The sequence below is a fragment of the Cupriavidus sp. 22TCCZM04-2 genome (genome assembly GCF_057798895.1).
Genome location: NZ_JBYOJS010000017.1, coordinates 63,942 through 80,193, shown reverse-complemented (window position 1 = coordinate 80,193; position 16,252 = coordinate 63,942). Strand labels below are relative to the sequence as shown.

The following is a 16,252-nucleotide window of genomic DNA, read 5'->3' as shown; positions in this document are numbered from 1 at the left end:
CCCGTTGGCGGGACGACGCACTGCGTCGCCCCGCTCGTGCAGATGGGCGGACCTCTTGTCGGTTAATTGCTTTATTGACCTGCGATCGTCGGCGCCTGAAGCATTTCGCGCAGCTTGAACTTCTGGACCTTGCCCGAAGGCGTCGCCGGCAACGCGTCGCACACCAGCAATCGCTCCGGGATGTACTGCAGCGCCACCTTCTGCGCCTTCAGGAAATCCACCATCGCCTGCTTGTCGAAACCCTGCCCTTCCCTGGGCACGACCACGGCACAGGCCCGCTCACCCAGCCGCTCGTCCGGATACGCGACGATGGCCACCTGCGACACGGCGGGATGCCGATACAGCAGCGTTTCGATCTCCACCACCGGAATGTTCTCGCCGCCGCGGATGATCACGTCCTTGCTGCGCCCCGCGATGCGCACATAGCCTTGCGCATCGATGCGCGCGAGGTCGCCGGTGTCGAACCAGCCCTCGGCATCCGTGGCGTTCAACCGGGACCGCTTGAGGTAGCCGCCGAAATTCGAGCAAGCCCGCACCAGCAGCCGCCCGATTTCGCCAGCAGGCAAGGAAGCGTCGAGCCCGTCCACCACCTTCACCTCGACGCCGGGCAACGGCACGCCATCGGTCGTCGACGCGCGCGTTTCCTCATCATCGGGCAGCGTGGTCGTCACCGCGCCGTTCTCGGTCATGCCCCAGGCCGAGACGATGCTGGCGCCCAGCGCCGCGCGGGCGCGCTCCACCAGCGCACCGGGAATCGGCGCCCCCGCGCACAGGAAAGTACGCAGGCTCGGCACGGGTTCGCCTTCCGCCACCGTGCGGGCCAGATCGGTCAGGAAGGGTGTCGATCCCATGGTGAAGGTGACACCCGCTTCGCGGATCAGCCGCGCCGCTTGCACCGGATCCCAGATGTCCTGCAGCACCGCCTGCGCGCCGAGCACCACCGGCATCATCAGGCCGTACATGAAGCCGGTCTGGTGTGCCATCGGCGAAGCCATCAGCACCACGTCGCCGGCACCCAGGTGCAGCCGCTCCGCATATGGAAGGATATTCGACAGCAGCGTGTTGGCCGTATGCATCACGCCCTTGGGCTCCCCCGTGGTGCCGGACGTATAGATCAGCTGCGTGACGTCGTCCGGGCCCGGACGATGGCGCGTCAGGATGGCGCGCGCGTCGGGATCTTCCTCTCGATCGGGCCCGCACAGCATGGCTTCAAACCCATCGGCGCCATCACTCCCTGCCACCACCACATGGCGCAAGTCCGGCAACGATCCGCGCAACCCGTCCAGCATCGCCGCATGGTCAAAGCCGCGGAACCGCCGTGGCACGACCACGACCTGGCTGCCCGCGTGCGCCAGCATGAACGCCAGCTCGCGCTCGCGGAAGATCGGCATCAGCGGGTTGAGCACCGCGCCGATGCGCGCGCAAGCCAGGTACAGCGCCGTGATTTCCCAGCCATTGGGCAACTGGCAAGACACCACATCGTTGCGTGCGATCCCGAGCCGGCTCAGCCCCACGGCGATACGCGCGACCACCGCATCGAGTTGCCGCCACGTGAAGCGCCTGATCGCCCCACTTTCCACCTGCAGCGACGTCAAAGCGGCCGCGTCCGGCGACCGCGCCACGCTGGCATCGAAATAGTCATTGATGGTGCGGTCGTGCCACAGCCCCGCCGCCACGCTCGCCGCGCGGCGCGGCGCAATCAGTACCGCGTCGAAATCCATGGCTTGTCTCCTGTGTTCTTGTCTGGATAGCCCGGCCTGCCCGCTGCTTCAGGCCGGCACCGCGGCGCGCCCGGCTCGGCCGCGCGCGATGATGGTCTTCATGATCTGGGCCGTGCCGTCGCCAATCTGGAAGCCCAGCACATCGCGCAGGCGCTGCTCCATCACGCCGCGGTCATAGCCGCCATGCCCGAACGACAGCAAGCACTGGTGCACCACGTCGTAGGCCAGCCGCGGCGCCCACCACTTGCACATGGCCGCTTCGGCCGTGTGCGGCAGCCCCTGGTCCTTGAGCCACAGCGTCTGCAGGCACAGCAGGCGCGCGGCCGTGACCTGCGTCTCGAAATCCGCGAGCGGATGCGATACGCCCTGGAATGCCGACAGCGGCTTGCCAAAGGCCTGGCGCTCCGCCACGTACTCCCAGGTCTCGTCGAGCGCCGCCTGCGCTACCGCAAGCACCTGCAGGCCGATCAGCGCGCGCGAGAAATCGAAGCCCTGCATCACCTGGACAAAGCCCTGGCCTTCGCTGCCCAGCAAGTGAACCGCCGGCACGCGTACGTTCTCGAAGAAGATCGAGCCGCGCCCGATCGCACGCTGGCCATGGCAATCGAAGCGGCTGCGCGTGACCCCCGGCAGGTCCATTGGCACCAGCACGGCCGAGATGCCGCGCGCGCCATCCTCGACACTGCCGGTACGCGCAAAGACCACGGCCGCATCGGCCTGGTCCGCCGCGGAAATCGACGTCTTCTCGCCATTGAGCACAAAGCTGTCGCCCACGCGCTCCATGCGCAGGCGCAGGCTCGCCGCGTCCGACCCGCCGCGGGGCTCGGTCAGCGCGATCGCCAGCAGGGCCTCGCCGCGCGTGAGCCGCCGCAGCCAGGGCTTCCCCACCTCGGGCAACGCATGCTGCGCGAGGATTTGCCCGTTGAGCGAGGCCAGCAGGTTGACGTACGACATGCTCAGGTCAGCGCGCGCGACGGCCTCGTGGATCACCCCGGCGGCCAGGCAACCCATGCCCTGCCCGCCGCAATCCTCCGGCAGTTCCGGGCCGATAAAGCCCATCTCGCCCATCTGCCGCATCAGCGTGCGGTCAAGTACTCGCGTCTTGTCGCGCTCCAGGAAACCAGGCGCGATGCGCTCATCCGCGAACCGGCGCGCATGCTCCGCCAGCGCCTGCAGGTCTTCATTGAGGTAGGGATTCATGATGTCTGCTCGGTCTGCCTGCCGGTGAATTACTTCGCGTACTTGCGGAACTCGGGCTTGCGCTTTTCCTGGAAGGCCCTGACGCCCTCGCGCGATTCCTCGGTGTCGTAATAGAGCTTCAGCGCATACATGCCCATGCCGGCGATACCGCTCTGGTGGGCCGTGTCCATGTTGAAAGAGCGCTTGGCGATGGCGATGGCGGTCGGGCTCTTCTCCATGATCTCGTCGCACCACTTCTGCACCTCGGCATCGAGCTGCCCGTGCGGCACCACGGCGTTGATCAGCCCCATCGCCAGCGCCTCGGCGGCCGGATAGCGGCGGCACAGGTACCAGATTTCTCGCGCCTTCTTTTCGCCGACGACGCGAGCCAGGAAGGCCGTGCCATAGCCCGGGTCGACCGAGCCGACCTTCGGCCCGACCTGCCCGAACACGGCCTTTTCGGAGGCAATGGTGAAATCGCAGATCGTGCACAGCACGTTGCCGCCGCCCACGGCATAGCCCTGCACGCGCGCGATGACGGGCTTGGGCACGTCGCGGATGGCGTTATGCAGTTCTTCCATCGGCAGGCCGATGGTGCCGCGGCCGTCATACTGGCCTTCATGCGCGGACTGGTCGCCGCCGGTGCAGAAGGCCTTGTCTCCGGCTCCCGCGAGCACGATCGCGCCGATCTCGCGGTCGTAGCCGGCGCGGTTGATCGCGTGGATCAGCTCGTCGCAAGTGCGGCCGCGGAACGCGTTCATCTTCTCGGGGCGATTGATGATGATCCAGGCCGCGCCGTTGCGGACTTCATAGAGGATGTCTTCGTATTGCATGATGTTCTGTCTCCTGTCGGATACCTTGTGCAGAGCCGGCAATCAGCCGTTCATGGTCAGGCCGCCGGACACGCTGAGTACCTGTCCGGTGATGAATGCCGCGTCGTCGCTGGCAAAGAAGGCAATCGCGCCGGGCAGGTCGTCGGGTTGGCCGATGCGGCCCAGCGGAATCGAGCGCGTGAACGCTTCCACCAGCTTCTCGGGGTTGCCAGCGCCCTGCTTGTAGTCTTCGAACAGCGCGGTCTGCGTCGGCCCCGGGCACACCACGTTGACCGTGATGCCGTGGCGCGCATGCTCGCGAGCGATAGTCTTGGAGAACGACACCAGCCCGCCCTTGCACGCGGCATAGACGGCTTCGCCGGATGACCCGACGCGCGCCGCGTCCGAGGCGATGTTGATGATGCGTCCCTGCTTGCGTTCCACCATGCCGGGCAGCACCGCGTGATGCATATGCAGCGCGCCGGTCAGGTTGATGGCGATCAGGCGCTCCCATTGCGCCGGTTCGGTTCGCGTAAAGGGCTTGAACACATCCCAACCCGCGTTGTTGACCAGCACGTCGACGGGACCGAACTCTTGCTGCACCGCTGCCACCGCCGCATCCACGCTGGCCCGGTCGGTGATGTCGCAAGATATTGCCAGCGCGCGCCCGCCGGCCTCAGCGATGCGCGCCGCCACCTTCCGTGCCGCCTCCACGCTGAGATCCAGCACGCCCACTGCCGCGCCTTCCCGCGCAAAGCGCAAACACGTTGCGCCGCCGATACCGCCGCCCCCCCCGGTCACGATGACCGTCTTGCCCTTGAGTCCTTGCACAGCTTTCTCCCACGAGGTCTCCAGTGATATCGTGCCGCCAGCGCGTCACGCATCGTCACTGAATTAGGTCAATATATTGACATATACTAGGTGGTGTCGCGTCAGTGCGCAAGGCTCTCGATCATTGGATGGCATCATGGTTAACCCGGAATTTGGCGACGCAATCGCCCCAGACGCGCGGATGGAACTGGCCAATCGGCTGTTCTTCCGCCTCTATCAATGCGCAAACATGTTGCATAAGACGGGTTCGCGCGCCGTGGAAGCGGAGGGGCTGACCACGCAGCAGTGGGCGGTCCTGGGTGCGCTGTCGCGGCCGGAGGCCGCCAATGGCATGAGCGTGGGCGACCTGGCGCGCTACCTGATGGTTAGCCGCCAGAACCTGTCCGGGCTGGTCAGCCGCATGGAGCGGGACGGCCACGTGAGCCTGGCGCCCGACGGGCGCGACCGGCGGTCCAGGCTGGTGCGGATGAGCGAAACGGGACGCGAGGTGTGGCTGCACCAGGCGCAGCCGAAGATCCGCGACTACTACGAGCGCGCGCTAGAGGGCTTTTCCACGAACGACCTGACGCACACGCTGCATTACCTGCTCAAGCTGCTGGACAACATGCAGGGACTCGACACCGGTGCGGCAGATGCGGAAAGCGACTGAACCGGCGTATCGCGTGTGCAACGGCGCGAGCCGCAAACCGTGCTGCGCGCCAGCCCTGAATACCGGAAAGCCGCCTGGTACGGCGAGTGGCTTGCAACTTGCGTGATGCCGGGATTGCTCAGGTGCGAGGGGGCCTTATCCCGCAAGGCGCGATGGCTTCATCGCTCTGCCTCCTGCCTCCAAAGCCCCTAGCCACCGTCAACGCCAGTTGCGCCGGCGGCGCCGTTCCATCTAGCCGGAGACACACCATGAACCGATATCTCGTGCTGGCAACCTTCACCGACCAGGGCATCCGTACCGTGAAGGAAACCACAAAACGCGCCGCCGCGGTGCGCGAAATGGGGGCGCAATTCGGCGTGCAGGTCAAGGACATCTACTGGACGCTCGGCGCCTATGACATCGCGCTGGTACTGGAAGCATCGGATGACGCGGCGATCACCGCCTTCGGCATGTCCATCGGCGCGCAGGGCAATGTGCGCACGCAAACGCTGCGCGCGTTCAATGCCGACGAAATGCAGGGCATTCTCGGCAAGGTGCGTTGACGGGTTGACGCCTTGATGCAGTGATACAGCGGAAAGCGCCGGCACGGGCGTGTGTCAGGCGCTTTCTGCTTGCGGCCTCATTGGGACTGCCGCGCCCTCGACCGGGAAGGCTCGTCGTCGTAGAAGCCGGGCGGATAAATCGGGTAGCGCAGGGCCGCATACACGACAACGGCCGCGCCGATCACGGTAATCCAGTCGAGCAGATCCGCCACGCACACTCCTTGCAACGGCCGCACGGTGAATCCGCCGGCCCTGCCTGAAGTCTATGAACGATCGGCCCCCGGCCCAACGACCGATTTCGACTTTGCATCCTCGGGCGGTGACGCGCGCTGCGCCAGCAGCTTCTGGATCACCGCCTCGGTTTCGGCATAGTTGCCTTCGCCATAGTGGTGGTAAACGATGCGGCCCTGCGCATCGATAAGGTAGGTGGCGGGCCAATACTGGTTGTGGAATGCCGACCATGTGGCATACGCGTTGTCCTGCGCGACCGGATAGCGGATGCCGAAGCGCTTGATGGCCTCCTGCACATTGGCCGTCGATTTCTCGAAGGCGAACTCCGGCGTGTGCACGCCGACCACGACCAGCCCCTGGTCCTTGTACTTCTCATGCCACTGCTTCACGTAAGGCAGCGTGTGGATGCAGTTGATGCACGAGTAGGTCCAGAAGTCGACCAGCACGACCTTGCCGCGCAGCTCTCGCATCGACAACGGTGGCGAATTCAGCCAGTGGTCGATGTCCGTGAACTCGGGCGCCTTGCCCCGGTCCGCGACGGCCGGGCCGGCGGAGGCACTGAACCCGGTGCCGAAGACATAGATGGCAATGAGGAGGGCCGCTGCCATGGCGGCGCGAAGGAAGGTGCGCATGATTGAGCTGGGACGCGACGCCGGTCGCGCTCTCTGGTCGTTGGGGCAATGTGGCCGGCGCGTCCATCGCGCTGGCACACCTCCATTGAAGTCGACCGATGTATCGCGCGCTTGTTGCGTAGCGGCCCGGTGCATGTGCCCACGTATCGCCGGGCGGCTGTGATACAGGCGCATACAAAGGCCCCCGCGCAAGCAGGCCTTGCGCGTCTCCCGACGCCTGTTCAGCCCAGCCTGACTTCCGCCGCCAGCCCGCCGCCTTCGCGATTGCGCAGCCGCAGCGACCCGCCTATCGCCACCGCGAGCTGCTGCGCAATGGCCAGGCCCAGCCCGGTGCCGCCGGTCTCGCGGCTGCGTGAATTCTCCAGCCGGACAAACGGCTGCAAGACCGCGTCCAGCTTGTCTTCCGGAATGCCGGCACCGCGATCCAGCACTTCGATGACCACGGCATCCTGGTCGCGGCGCACATTCAGTTCCGCCGCCCCGCCAAACTTGATCGCATTGTCGATCAGGTTGGTCAGGATGCGGCGCAGCGCCTGTGGGCGCGTTTCGATGGCACAGCCGATGCTCTGCTGCACCGTGACCGCCTTGCCGGTGTCCTGGTAGTCATAGACCAGGCTCTCGACAAACGACCCGAGGTCGATGCGCGAAGTCTTCTCGCCGCCGCCGTGCGCCGAGCGCGCATAGGCAAGCCCTTCGCGCACCAGCGTCTGGATCTCCGCCAGGTCGCTCACCATCTTGCGCTTCTCCTCGGATTCCTCGGCCATCTCGGCACGCAGCTTCATGCGCGTGATGGGCGTCTGCAAGTCATGGGAGATCGCGGCAAGGATCTGCACGCGTTCTTCCACAAACGTTGCGATGCGCTCGCGCATGGCATTGAACGCGCGCGCCGCGCGCGCCAGCTCGGTCGGGCCGCTCTCGTCGAGCGGCGCCGTCTTCGCGTTCGGGTCGAGCGCATCGGCGGCATCGGCCAACTGCACCAGCGGGCGGATCGACAGCCGCACCGCGAACCAGCAGCACAGCACCAGCAGCAACAGCTGGACCACCAGCACATAGGGCAGCCATTGCGCGATCGGTGTCATGCGCGGATGCACGTCGATGGTCAGCGGGCTGCCGTCGCTGAGCGTCAGGTGCGCCTGCAACTGCTTGCCGTCGCCCGGAATGGATTCCACCTTGACCGAAAAGCGGCCGCCGCTGGCCTCCATAATGCGGTCGGCAATGTCCTGTCCCCGCTGGGACATCTCGGGGATGCCGGGCTGGCCCGGCCCAAGGATGTACTGATAGTTGCCCCGGTTCAGGCGAGGCAGCCACTGCGGCCGCTCGTTGGCCGGCAGCCGGTCCAGAATGGCAATGGACGTGGAGACGTCGGTTTCCAGCGTGCCCAGCATCACCTGGCGCGCCGAGATATAGCGTTCCGAAAACAGCACGGCGAACGACAGGCCGTGGGCGATCAGCAGCCCGGCGAACAGGATCAGGAACAGCCGCGCCCCCATCGTGCGGGGCCACGCCCAGTGGCGTGCGGGCAACGTCACTGGCGTGCCTCCCGGATCTCGACGGGCACGGCGAACACATAGCCCTCGTTGCGCACCGTCTTGATGTGCCTGGGTTCGCGCGCATCGTCATGGAGTCGCTGCCGCAGGCGGCTGACCAGCAGGTCGATCGAGCGCTCGAACATCTCGGCCTCGCGGCCCTGCGTCAGGTTCAGCAGCTGGTCGCGGTTCAGCACGCGCTGGGGATGGTCGACAAATACGCGCAGCAGCCGGTATTCGGCCCCGCTCAGCGCGACAATGGTGCCCTCCTGGTCGATCAGGTGGCGCGCGGTGGTATCGAGCTGCCAGTCGCCGAACGCGAGGATTTCCGCGGCCTCGGTGATCTGCAGGTTGGGCGGCAGCATGCGCGTGCGGCGCAGCACCGCCTTGATGCGCGCGAGCAGCTCGCGCGCCGCGAACGGCTTGGCCAGGTAGTCGTCGGCGCCCATCTCGAGGCCGACGATACGGTCGGTTTCGTCGTCGCGCGCGGTCAGCATCAGGATCGGCGTCGCCTTGTGCTTGCCGGCCCGCAGCTCGCGGCACAGCACCAGCCCGTCGTCGCCGGGCATCATCACGTCCAGGACGATCAGGTCGACGGTGTTGGCCTCCAGGAACGCCCGCATATGCCGCCCATCCGGCGCGACCGTCGTGCGCAGGCCGTTCTTGGTCAGATAGGCGGAGACCAGTTCGCGGATCTCGCGGTCGTCATCGACGATCAGGATGTGGTCGACGTGTGCGTCCATCGTTGTGGCCTCGGCAAAAGTGGAAGGGATCGGGCAGCCTGCTTTGCCAGCATTGTATGAGGGTGGCCCGTCTTGCGTGTATCGCCATGTATCTGGCGGCTGCGGCCGCACAAAGCGGTACAAAACCGCGCCATGGCGACACATGGCGGCGACTCCGGCCCGGTCTGATAGGGGCCAAGCCAATCCCGAGCGAAAGGGCACCCGTCATGACCTTGCTGATCCTTGCCTACCTGGGTGGAGTCCTCACCATCCTGAGCCCCTGCATCCTGCCCGTCCTGCCCTTTGTCCTCAGCCGGGCCGGGCAGCCATTCGTGCGCAGCCGGCTGCCGTTGCTGGCGGGCATGGCGCTGACCTTTGCCGCGGTGGCCTCGCTGGCGTCGGCCGGTGGCGCGTGGGCCGTGCGCGCCAATGCCTATGGCCGCATCGGCGCGCTGGCGCTGCTGGCCGTCTTCGGGCTGTCGCTGCTGTTGCCCCGCGTGGCGGAGATGCTCGCGCGCCCCCTCGTGGCGCTCGGCAACCGGCTGGCGGGCGGCCGCGCATCCGGGCCGGCCTCCGACTCGCCCTGGGGATCGCTGCTGCTCGGCATCGCCACCGGGCTGCTGTGGGCGCCTTGCGCCGGGCCGATCCTCGGCCTGGTGTTGACCGGGGCCGCGCTGCATGGCGCCAGTGTCTCGACGTCCCTGCCGCTCGCGGCCTATGCCGCTGGCGCGGCGACCTCGCTGGCGGCGGCGCTGGGCCTCGGCGGACGCGTCTTCGCGCTCATGAAGCGATCCCTGGGCGCGAGCCAGTGGCTGCGCCGCGGGTTGGGTGCCGGCGTGCTCGGCGGCGTGCTGGCGATCGGACTCGGCACCGATACCGGCCTGCTTGCACAGTTGCCCGCAAGCGGCCCGGTGCGGCTCGAACAGGCGCTGGTCGACGCCTTGCACAAAGACCGGCCCGCGCCGCAGGCCGCCAACGACGCCAACGACACCGCAGGTCCGGGCCGCCGCACCGACATGCTGCTGGCCGCCCATGACACCGGCGTGGGCTTCCCGGGCGGCCTGCGCGTGGAAGGCCGGTTGCCGCCGCTCGACGGCGCTACGCAATGGCTCAATTCGCCGCCGTTGTCGCGCGAACAACTGCAGGGCAAGGTCACGCTGGTCTACTTCTGGACTTATTCCTGCATCAACTGCATCCGCACGCTGCCCTACCTGCGCGCATGGGCTGACAAGTACAAGGACCAGGGCCTGACGGTGGTCGGCGTGCATACGCCCGAGTTCGCGTTCGAGCAGTCGCCGGACAACGTGCGTCGCGCGGTGGCGGACTTCCGCATCGGCTTTCCCGTGGCCGTGGACAGCGATTACCGCATCTGGCGCGCGTTCCATAACAATTACTGGCCGGCCGCCTACTTTGTCGACGCGCGCGGCAATATCCGCCACCACCAGTTTGGCGAGGGCGACTACGCAACATCGGAACGGGTCGTCCAGACCCTGCTGGCCGAAGCCGGTCACCGCGCCATGACTGGCGATGTCGTCAAGCCCGAAGCGGGCGGCGCACAGGCGGCGCCGGACCTGCGCAATGTACGCTCCGACGAGACCTATATCGGCTACAGCCAGGCGGTGAATTTCGCCTCGCCGGGCGCGATGCGGCAAGACGCATCTCGGCAGTACACCGTGGGCAAGCTGCTCCTGAACGAGTGGGGCCTGTCCGGCCAATGGACCATCGGCCCCGAGCAGGCCACGCTGGACCGGGCCGATGGCGCCATCCGCTACCGCTTCCACGCGCGCGACCTGCACCTGGTGCTGGGGCCAGCGGCGAATGGCCGGGCGGTCCGCTTCGTGGTGACGATCGACGGCAAGCCGCCTGGCGCGAGCCATGGCGCCGATACCGATGCAGGCGGCAACGGCGCCGTCACGCAGACACGGCTCTACCAACTGGTGCGGCAGGCCGGCGAGGTGGGCGAGCATACGTTCGAAATCCGCTTCCTGGACCCCGGCGCACAGGCTTACGCATTCACGTTCGGCTAGCCTCCCCTGCGCATTTCGCGGCGGTTTCGCGCTCGTTTTCGGGCGGCGGGCAAAGGCAAAGCCTGCGTGAACCGCCCCATCAAATCGCCGCTTTGGGGCCAGCCAGTCCGGTCTGGCCACAAATGCGGCGAAATCGCACCCGCGTCCGAGTAAAATGCTGGATTTTTCGCTCTGGCGATATGCTCCAAGCACCACGGCGCGCAGGCTTCAGCGGTCCGACGCTGATCCGCCTGCTGGTTCGCCTGACAGGCAATGACGCCCCCGAATCCGGCCAGTCGCTTTCGGCCCAGCTCAGCCAATGGCTCGGCTGGACGGAGGCGATCGCCCTGTCCGCGGCGCTGAACGGCAATCCGCCGGCCTCGGCCGGAACGCACGCGGCCGGGGCCGAGGAAGCCGAGTGCGCCCGCGTGCGCACCGCGCTGGCCACGGCCATTGCCGATGACAAGGCGGCCGGCAGCCGGCCACGCGGACGCCCGCGCCAGGCGCTGCCAGAGCCGGCAGGCACCGTCATCGACTATGCAGCGTTCCGCCAGCGATACGTCACTTCGCAGCAGACCATGGAGACGGAAATCGCCAGCCTGCGCGCACGCCTGCGCACGGTGCTGGCGTCCCGGTCCTCCGGCATGGCACGGCTGGCGATGGTAGATGGCGTCATGGAACGCGTGCTGGGGGCGCGCGAACAGGCGCTGCTGGGAACCATTCCGGGCATGCTCGAAGCGCACTTCACGCGCCTGCGCAAGGCCGAGGAAGCCGCGCTGGCCGGGGCGCGGCCGACGGGCGTCCCGGCGCCCGTGACGCCCGGTGCCTGGCTCGCCGTCTTCCAGAACGATATGCAGAGCGTGCTGCGCGCCGAGCTGGACATCCGTTACCAACCCGTCGAAGCCTTGCTGGCGGCGCTGCGTGACAGCTAACCCAACCACTATGACCAGAACCCTTATCCAAATCGTCGTTTTCCTGGCAGGCCTGGCCGTCGTGGGCTGGATTGGCGCCGGCTACGCGGGCACCAACGCGCTGGCGCTGGCCGTCACGCTGCTGATCGGCGGCTTCTACCTGGCCGGTGCGTTCGAACTCAAGCGCTACCACCAGGCCACGGGCACGCTGGCCCAAGCCGTTGCGGGACTGTCCGAAGCCCCCGCCAGCCTTGGCGCATGGGTCGACTTGCTGCCTCCGGGCCTGCGCAATGCCGTGCGCCTGCGCGTCGAAGGCGAGCGCGCCGCCCTGCCCGGCCCGGCCCTGACGCCGTACCTGGTCGGCCTGCTGGTCCTGCTGGGCATGTTCGGCACGTTCCTTGGCATGGTCGCGACGCTTCGGGGCACCGGCATCGCGCTGGAAGGCGCTGCGGACCTCGATGCCATCCGCGCATCGCTGGCCGCCCCGGTCAAAGGCCTGGGCTTTGCGTTCGGCACGTCGGTGGCCGGTGTCGCCACCTCGGCCATGCTGGGCCTGCTTTCCACGCTGTGCCGGCGCGAGCGCATCGAGGCCGCGCAGGCGCTCGACGCCCGCATCGCCACCACGCTGCGCCCGTTTTCGCGCAACCACCAGCGCGAAGAAGCGTTCCGCCTGCTGCAGCGGCAGGCGGACGTGATGCCCACGCTGGTCGACCGGCTGCAGGGCATGATGACCACCATGGAACAGCAGCACCAGGCCATGTCCGAACGGCTCGCCACCAGCCAGGCCGCGTTCCATGACCGCACCGACGCCGCGTACGGCCGGCTGGCCGATGCCGTGCGGCAATCGCTGACGCAGAGCATCGCCGACAGCGCACGCACCGCCAGCGCGGCCATCCAGCCTGCCGTCGAATTCACCATGGCGGGCATCGCACGCGAAACGGCGGCCCTGCACACCACGGTCTCGGACGCCGTGAAGCAACAGCTCGATGGCCTGTCGAGCCGCTTCGAGGACAGCACGGCGACCGTCGCGGATTTGTGGAAGCAGGCGCTGGCCGGTCATCAGCGCACCAGCGAAGCACAGGCCGGCGACCTGCGCGCCACGCTCGAAGGCTTCACGCAGACTTTCGATGAACGCTCGGCGGCCCTGCTGGAAAGCGTGGCCGCCCGCCTGGACGCCACGGCGGCCAGCGCCGCCGGAACCTGGAATGCTGCGCTGGCGCAGCAAGCGCGCGTCAGCGAGAAAATCGCCAGCGACAGCCAGCAAGCCATCGCCAGTGCGGCGGCAGCGTTCGAGCAGCACGCGGCCTCGATGGTGCGGGCGCTGGCCGGCTCGCATGCCGAACTGAAGCAGGAACTGTCGGCACAGGATGCACAGCGGCTGCAGGCCTGGGCGCAAACGCTTGGCGCCATCGCCAACACCCTGCGCAGCGAGATGGAACAGGCGAGCGCGCACACCGCAAGCCGCCACCAGGAAATCGCCGACGCCCTGGCGCAGACCACGCGCGACATGTCGGCGGAAGTTCGCGCGCATGCCAGCAGCACCGTCGCCGAGATCGAGCGCCTGGTGCAAGCGGCCGAGCAGGCCCCCAAGGCTGCCGTTGCCCTGCAGGAAGAACTGGCCGCTCGCGACCAGCAGCGCCTGGCCGCATGGACCGAGGCACTGGCCGGCATGGCCGCGACGCTGCGCACGCAGATGGAACAGGCCAGCGCGAATGCCGCCGGCCACCAGCAGCAGATCACCGAAACGCTGGCGCAGACCGCGCGCGCTATGTCCGCCGAGGCGCGCACGCACGCCAGCAGCACCATCGCAGAGATCGACCGCCTCGTGCAGGCCGCCGAGTTGGCCCCGAAGGCTGCCGTCGCGCTGCAGGAAGAACTGGCGTCTCGCGACCAGCAGCGCCTGGCCGCATGGACCGAGGCACTGGCTGGCATGGCCGCGACGCTGCGCGCGCAGATGGAGCAGGCCAGCGCGAACGCCGCCAGCCATCAGGAACAGATCACCGAAACGCTGGCGCAAACCGCTCGCGCTATGTCCGCCGAGGCGCGCACGCACGCGAGCAGCACCATCGCCGAAATCGACCGCCTGGTGCAAGCCGCCGAGTTGGCCCCGAAGGCTGCCGTCGCGCTCCAGGAAGAACTGGCTTCGCGCGATCAGCAGCGCCTGGGCGCATGGACCGAGGCACTAGCCGGCATGGCCGCAACGCTGCGCGCCCAGATCGAACAGGGGAGCGCGCAATCCGCTGACCGCCAGCAGGCCATCACCGACGCACTGGCCCAGACGGCACGCGATATTTCGGCCGAAGCGCGCACCCACGCCAGCACCACCATCGCCGAAATCGACCGCCTCGTGCAGGCCGCCGAGCAGGCCCCGAAGGCCGCCGTGGCCTTGCAGGCCGAAATGGCCGCGCGCGACGAGCAGCGCATGACCGCCTGGACCGAGACGCTCGGCAGCATCGCCGCATCGCTGCGACAGGAATGGGAACAGACCACGACGCACACGACCAACCGCCAGCAGGAACTCTGCAATACGCTGGCCCGGACCACGCGCGACATCGCGGCCCAGACGCAGGCACAGGCCAGCCACGCCATCGCCGAGGTCTCCCGCCTGGTGCAGGCCGCCACCGAAGCGCCCAAGGCGGCGGCCGAGGTCATCGCCGAACTGCGCCAGAAGCTTACCGACAGCATGGCCCGCGACAACACGATGCTCGAAGAGCGCGGCCGCCTGCTCGAAACGCTGGGCACGCTGCTCGATGCGGTCAACCATGCTTCCACCGAGCAGCGCGTGGCCGTCGACAGCCTCGTTGCCACCACGGCCGACCTGCTCGACCGTGTCGGCACGCGCTTCCACGACCAGGTCGAATCGGAAACCGGCAAGCTCGCCACCGTGGCTGCGCAGGTCACGGGCAGCGCCGTCGAAGTGGCCAGCCTTGGCGAGGCGCTGGGCGTGGCCGTGCAGATGTTCAGCGAGTCCAACGACAAGCTGATGGCGCATCTGGAGCGCATCGAGACCGCGCTCGACAAATCCATGGCGCGCAGCGACGAGCAGCTGGCCTACTACGTGGCGCAGGCGCGCGAGGTCGTCGACCTCAGCATGCGCTCGCAGAAGCAGGTGCTTGACGACCTGCAGCAGCTTGCCGGACAGCAGGCATCCAACGCAGAGGCGGCATGAGAGACGACGACATCGACGCAGGCGTCGAGCCGTCCGTACCGACCTGGGCCGTCTTTGGCGACCTGATGTCGGTGGTGCTGGGCGCATTCGTGCTGATCCTGCTGGGCGTCATCGGCGCCCAGATGGAGCTCACGTCCAGGCTGGAGAAGGAAGCGAAGCAGCGCCAGGAAGAAATGCAGCGCCGCGAAAGCCTGGAAAAGGCGCTGGCGGCCCCACTCGCCGCCGGGCGCGTGACGCTGGTGAACGGCCGCATCGGCATCAATGGCAGCGTGCTGTTCGCACTCAACTCCGACCAGCTCCAGCCGCAGGGCCGTGACGTGCTGAAGAGCCTGGCCGGGCCGCTGTCGGCCTACCTGCGCTCGCGCGACGAGATCCTGATGGTGAGCGGCTTCACCGACGACCAGCAGGTGCGCGAACGCAACCGCCGGTTTGCCGACAACTGGGAGCTGTCCGCCCAGCGCGCCTTGACGGTGACGCGCGCGCTGATCGATGCGGGCATCCCGGCCGCCTCAGTGTTCTCGGCCGCGTTCGGCGCCGAGCAGCCGGTAACGTCGAACGCCGATGAAGCCGGCCGCGCCCGCAACCGGCGGGTGGAAATCGCCCCCGTTCCGCGCGTGTCCATGGGCACGGGGAAGCCGCATGGCTAACGACGCCGTGCTCGACACGCTGGCCGCCTGGCGCGAACGCGGCGCCGACCGCGTCGACCCGGTCCGGTTTCGCCTGATCGAAGCGATGGCACGGCGCGCGGCTGGCCACAGTGGCGATGCGCGCCGCCTGCTCGAAGGCCGGCTGTCCGAACTGGTCAGCGCATACGGTGCGGCCGTGGAAAGCGAGGCATCCCGGGACACCGGCGATGCGCCTCGACCACGCCTGCCCACGCGCGGCGCGCTGGCGGAGGTAGTCGACTACATCGCGAGCCAGGCCCCGCTGCCCGATGCTGCCCCAGCTCCTGGCGCAGCGCCGCGCAGCGCTCCGCGCGACGCATTGCGCGCCGAGCCGAAGCTGATCGATTACTTCCGGGATACCTGGACGCGCGTCAGCGCGAGCCAGCAGTTGCAGCAATCGCTGGAGCGGGTGCCCGAGCATGCGGGTCCGCTCAATTCCAGCCATCTCGTGCATCGCTCGCTGACGCTGATGCGCGAGATGTCGCCCGCATACTTCGAGCAGTTCCTGTCCTATGTCGATGCGCTGACGTGGCTGGAACAGATGCATGGCGGCGGCGCCGCGGCCGTCAAGGAAGCGCCCCGTGCCGGCGTGGTGAAGAAAGCCGTGCGCGCCAGGGCGCGCAAATAAGCGGCTGGCAATCGCCGGCGCATGCGGT

General features: G+C 67.8%; 15 protein-coding genes. 7 read left to right on the top strand and 8 right to left on the bottom strand.

Going from position 1 to position 16,252, the window contains the following annotated elements; genetic code table 11:
• Positions 1–71: 71 nt before the first annotated feature.
• The 4 genes from aliA to badH are packed head-to-tail and all read right to left on the bottom strand — an operon-like array spanning position 72 to position 4,543.
• On the bottom strand, positions 72–1,721 hold the full coding sequence (gene aliA / locus AC3FKG_RS22605; RefSeq protein ID WP_488744171.1) for a cyclohexanecarboxylate-CoA ligase: 1,650 nt from the start codon (positions 1,719–1,721) through the stop codon (positions 72–74).
• 48 nt (positions 1,722–1,769) lie between these two features.
• Positions 1,770–2,921: a cyclohexanecarboxyl-CoA dehydrogenase gene (gene aliB, locus AC3FKG_RS22600; RefSeq protein ID WP_483711852.1), complete on the bottom strand. Its 1,152-nt coding sequence runs from the start codon at positions 2,919–2,921 to the stop codon at positions 1,770–1,772.
• A 29-nt stretch (positions 2,922–2,950) separates the two neighbouring features.
• Positions 2,951–3,733, bottom strand: coding sequence for a 2-ketocyclohexanecarboxyl-CoA hydrolase (badI, locus tag AC3FKG_RS22595; protein WP_483711853.1), 783 nt, complete (start codon positions 3,731–3,733; stop codon positions 2,951–2,953).
• A 42-nt stretch (positions 3,734–3,775) separates the two neighbouring features.
• Positions 3,776–4,543: a 2-hydroxycyclohexanecarboxyl-CoA dehydrogenase gene (badH, locus tag AC3FKG_RS22590; RefSeq protein WP_483711854.1), complete on the bottom strand. Its 768-nt coding sequence runs from the start codon at positions 4,541–4,543 to the stop codon at positions 3,776–3,778.
• A 136-nt stretch (positions 4,544–4,679) separates the two neighbouring features.
• Here badH and AC3FKG_RS22585 point away from each other — a divergent pair, with 136 nt between their 5' ends.
• Both AC3FKG_RS22585 and AC3FKG_RS22580 read left to right on the top strand, forming a co-directional pair.
• Entirely contained in the window at positions 4,680–5,192 is a 513-nt protein-coding gene (locus AC3FKG_RS22585) for a MarR family winged helix-turn-helix transcriptional regulator (protein ID WP_483711855.1), read from the top strand.
• A gap of 248 nt (positions 5,193–5,440) precedes the next feature.
• Positions 5,441–5,734, top strand: coding sequence for a GYD domain-containing protein (locus AC3FKG_RS22580; protein ID WP_483711856.1), 294 nt, complete (start codon positions 5,441–5,443; stop codon positions 5,732–5,734).
• Positions 5,735–5,811: 77 nt separating this feature from the next.
• On the opposite strand, the gene AC3FKG_RS22575 is transcribed toward AC3FKG_RS22580, so the two are convergent.
• From AC3FKG_RS22575 to AC3FKG_RS22560, 4 genes are all read right to left on the bottom strand, one after another.
• Entirely contained in the window at positions 5,812–5,946 is a 135-nt protein-coding gene (locus AC3FKG_RS22575; protein ID WP_488744170.1) for a hypothetical protein, read from the bottom strand.
• A gap of 51 nt (positions 5,947–5,997) precedes the next feature.
• A complete protein-coding gene (locus AC3FKG_RS22570; RefSeq protein WP_488744169.1) occupies positions 5,998–6,597 on the bottom strand; it encodes a thioredoxin family protein in 600 nt (199 codons plus the stop codon).
• A gap of 221 nt (positions 6,598–6,818) precedes the next feature.
• The gene (locus tag AC3FKG_RS22565) at positions 6,819–8,087 is read right to left on the bottom strand and encodes an ATP-binding protein (protein WP_488744209.1); all 1,269 of its coding nucleotides are present in this window, start codon (positions 8,085–8,087) and stop codon (positions 6,819–6,821) included.
• 35 nt (positions 8,088–8,122) lie between these two features.
• Complete coding sequence (locus AC3FKG_RS22560) at positions 8,123–8,866, bottom strand: response regulator (protein WP_483711859.1); 744 nt, start codon at positions 8,864–8,866, stop codon at positions 8,123–8,125.
• Positions 8,867–9,072: 206 nt separating this feature from the next.
• Here AC3FKG_RS22560 and AC3FKG_RS22555 point away from each other — a divergent pair, with 206 nt between their 5' ends.
• The 5 genes from AC3FKG_RS22555 to AC3FKG_RS22535 all read left to right on the top strand — a co-directional run bounded on the left by AC3FKG_RS22555 (position 9,073) and on the right by AC3FKG_RS22535 (position 16,224).
• On the top strand, positions 9,073–10,872 hold the full coding sequence (locus tag AC3FKG_RS22555) for a cytochrome c biogenesis protein DipZ (protein WP_488744168.1): 1,800 nt from the start codon (positions 9,073–9,075) through the stop codon (positions 10,870–10,872).
• 179 nt (positions 10,873–11,051) lie between these two features.
• Positions 11,052–11,783 carry a DUF3348 domain-containing protein gene (locus tag AC3FKG_RS22550; RefSeq protein WP_483711860.1) on the top strand — a complete coding sequence of 244 codons (732 nt, stop codon included), beginning with the start codon at positions 11,052–11,054 and terminating at the stop codon, positions 11,781–11,783.
• A gap of 10 nt (positions 11,784–11,793) precedes the next feature.
• A complete protein-coding gene (locus AC3FKG_RS22545) occupies positions 11,794–14,931 on the top strand; it encodes a DUF802 domain-containing protein (protein ID WP_488744167.1) in 3,138 nt (1,045 codons plus the stop codon).
• The gene (locus AC3FKG_RS22540; RefSeq protein WP_483711862.1) at positions 14,928–15,578 is read left to right on the top strand and encodes an OmpA family protein; all 651 of its coding nucleotides are present in this window, start codon (positions 14,928–14,930) and stop codon (positions 15,576–15,578) included. The genes AC3FKG_RS22545 and AC3FKG_RS22540 overlap by 4 nt, the downstream gene beginning before the upstream one ends.
• Positions 15,571–16,224, top strand: a complete 654-nt coding sequence (locus AC3FKG_RS22535; RefSeq protein ID WP_483711863.1) for a DUF2894 domain-containing protein — start codon at positions 15,571–15,573, stop codon at positions 16,222–16,224. The genes AC3FKG_RS22540 and AC3FKG_RS22535 overlap by 8 nt, the downstream gene beginning before the upstream one ends.
• The last annotated feature ends 28 nt before the right edge of the window (positions 16,225–16,252 follow it).

What these genes read in the sequence shown, in the direction of transcription:
- AC3FKG_RS22550 (WP_483711860.1), top strand. Translation starts at nt 11,052, where the DNA reads ATGCTCCAAGCACCACGGCGCGCAGGCTTCAGCGGTCCGACGCTGATC.
- badI (WP_483711853.1), bottom strand. Translation starts at nt 3,733, where the DNA reads ATGCAATACGAAGACATCCTCTATGAAGTCCGCAACGGCGCGGCCTGG.
- AC3FKG_RS22540 (WP_483711862.1), top strand. Translation starts at nt 14,928, where the DNA reads ATGAGAGACGACGACATCGACGCAGGCGTCGAGCCGTCCGTACCGACC.
- aliB (WP_483711852.1), bottom strand. Translation starts at nt 2,921, where the DNA reads ATGAATCCCTACCTCAATGAAGACCTGCAGGCGCTGGCGGAGCATGCG.
- AC3FKG_RS22555 (WP_488744168.1), top strand. Translation starts at nt 9,073, where the DNA reads ATGACCTTGCTGATCCTTGCCTACCTGGGTGGAGTCCTCACCATCCTG.
- AC3FKG_RS22535 (WP_483711863.1), top strand. Translation starts at nt 15,571, where the DNA reads ATGGCTAACGACGCCGTGCTCGACACGCTGGCCGCCTGGCGCGAACGC.
- AC3FKG_RS22580 (WP_483711856.1), top strand. Translation starts at nt 5,441, where the DNA reads ATGAACCGATATCTCGTGCTGGCAACCTTCACCGACCAGGGCATCCGT.
- AC3FKG_RS22560 (WP_483711859.1), bottom strand. Translation starts at nt 8,866, where the DNA reads ATGGACGCACACGTCGACCACATCCTGATCGTCGATGACGACCGCGAG.
- AC3FKG_RS22545 (WP_488744167.1), top strand. Translation starts at nt 11,794, where the DNA reads ATGACCAGAACCCTTATCCAAATCGTCGTTTTCCTGGCAGGCCTGGCC.
- aliA (WP_488744171.1), bottom strand. Translation starts at nt 1,721, where the DNA reads ATGGATTTCGACGCGGTACTGATTGCGCCGCGCCGCGCGGCGAGCGTG.
- AC3FKG_RS22585 (WP_483711855.1), top strand. Translation starts at nt 4,680, where the DNA reads ATGGTTAACCCGGAATTTGGCGACGCAATCGCCCCAGACGCGCGGATG.
- AC3FKG_RS22570 (WP_488744169.1), bottom strand. Translation starts at nt 6,597, where the DNA reads ATGCGCACCTTCCTTCGCGCCGCCATGGCAGCGGCCCTCCTCATTGCC.
- AC3FKG_RS22565 (WP_488744209.1), bottom strand. Translation starts at nt 8,087, where the DNA reads ATGGGGGCGCGGCTGTTCCTGATCCTGTTCGCCGGGCTGCTGATCGCC.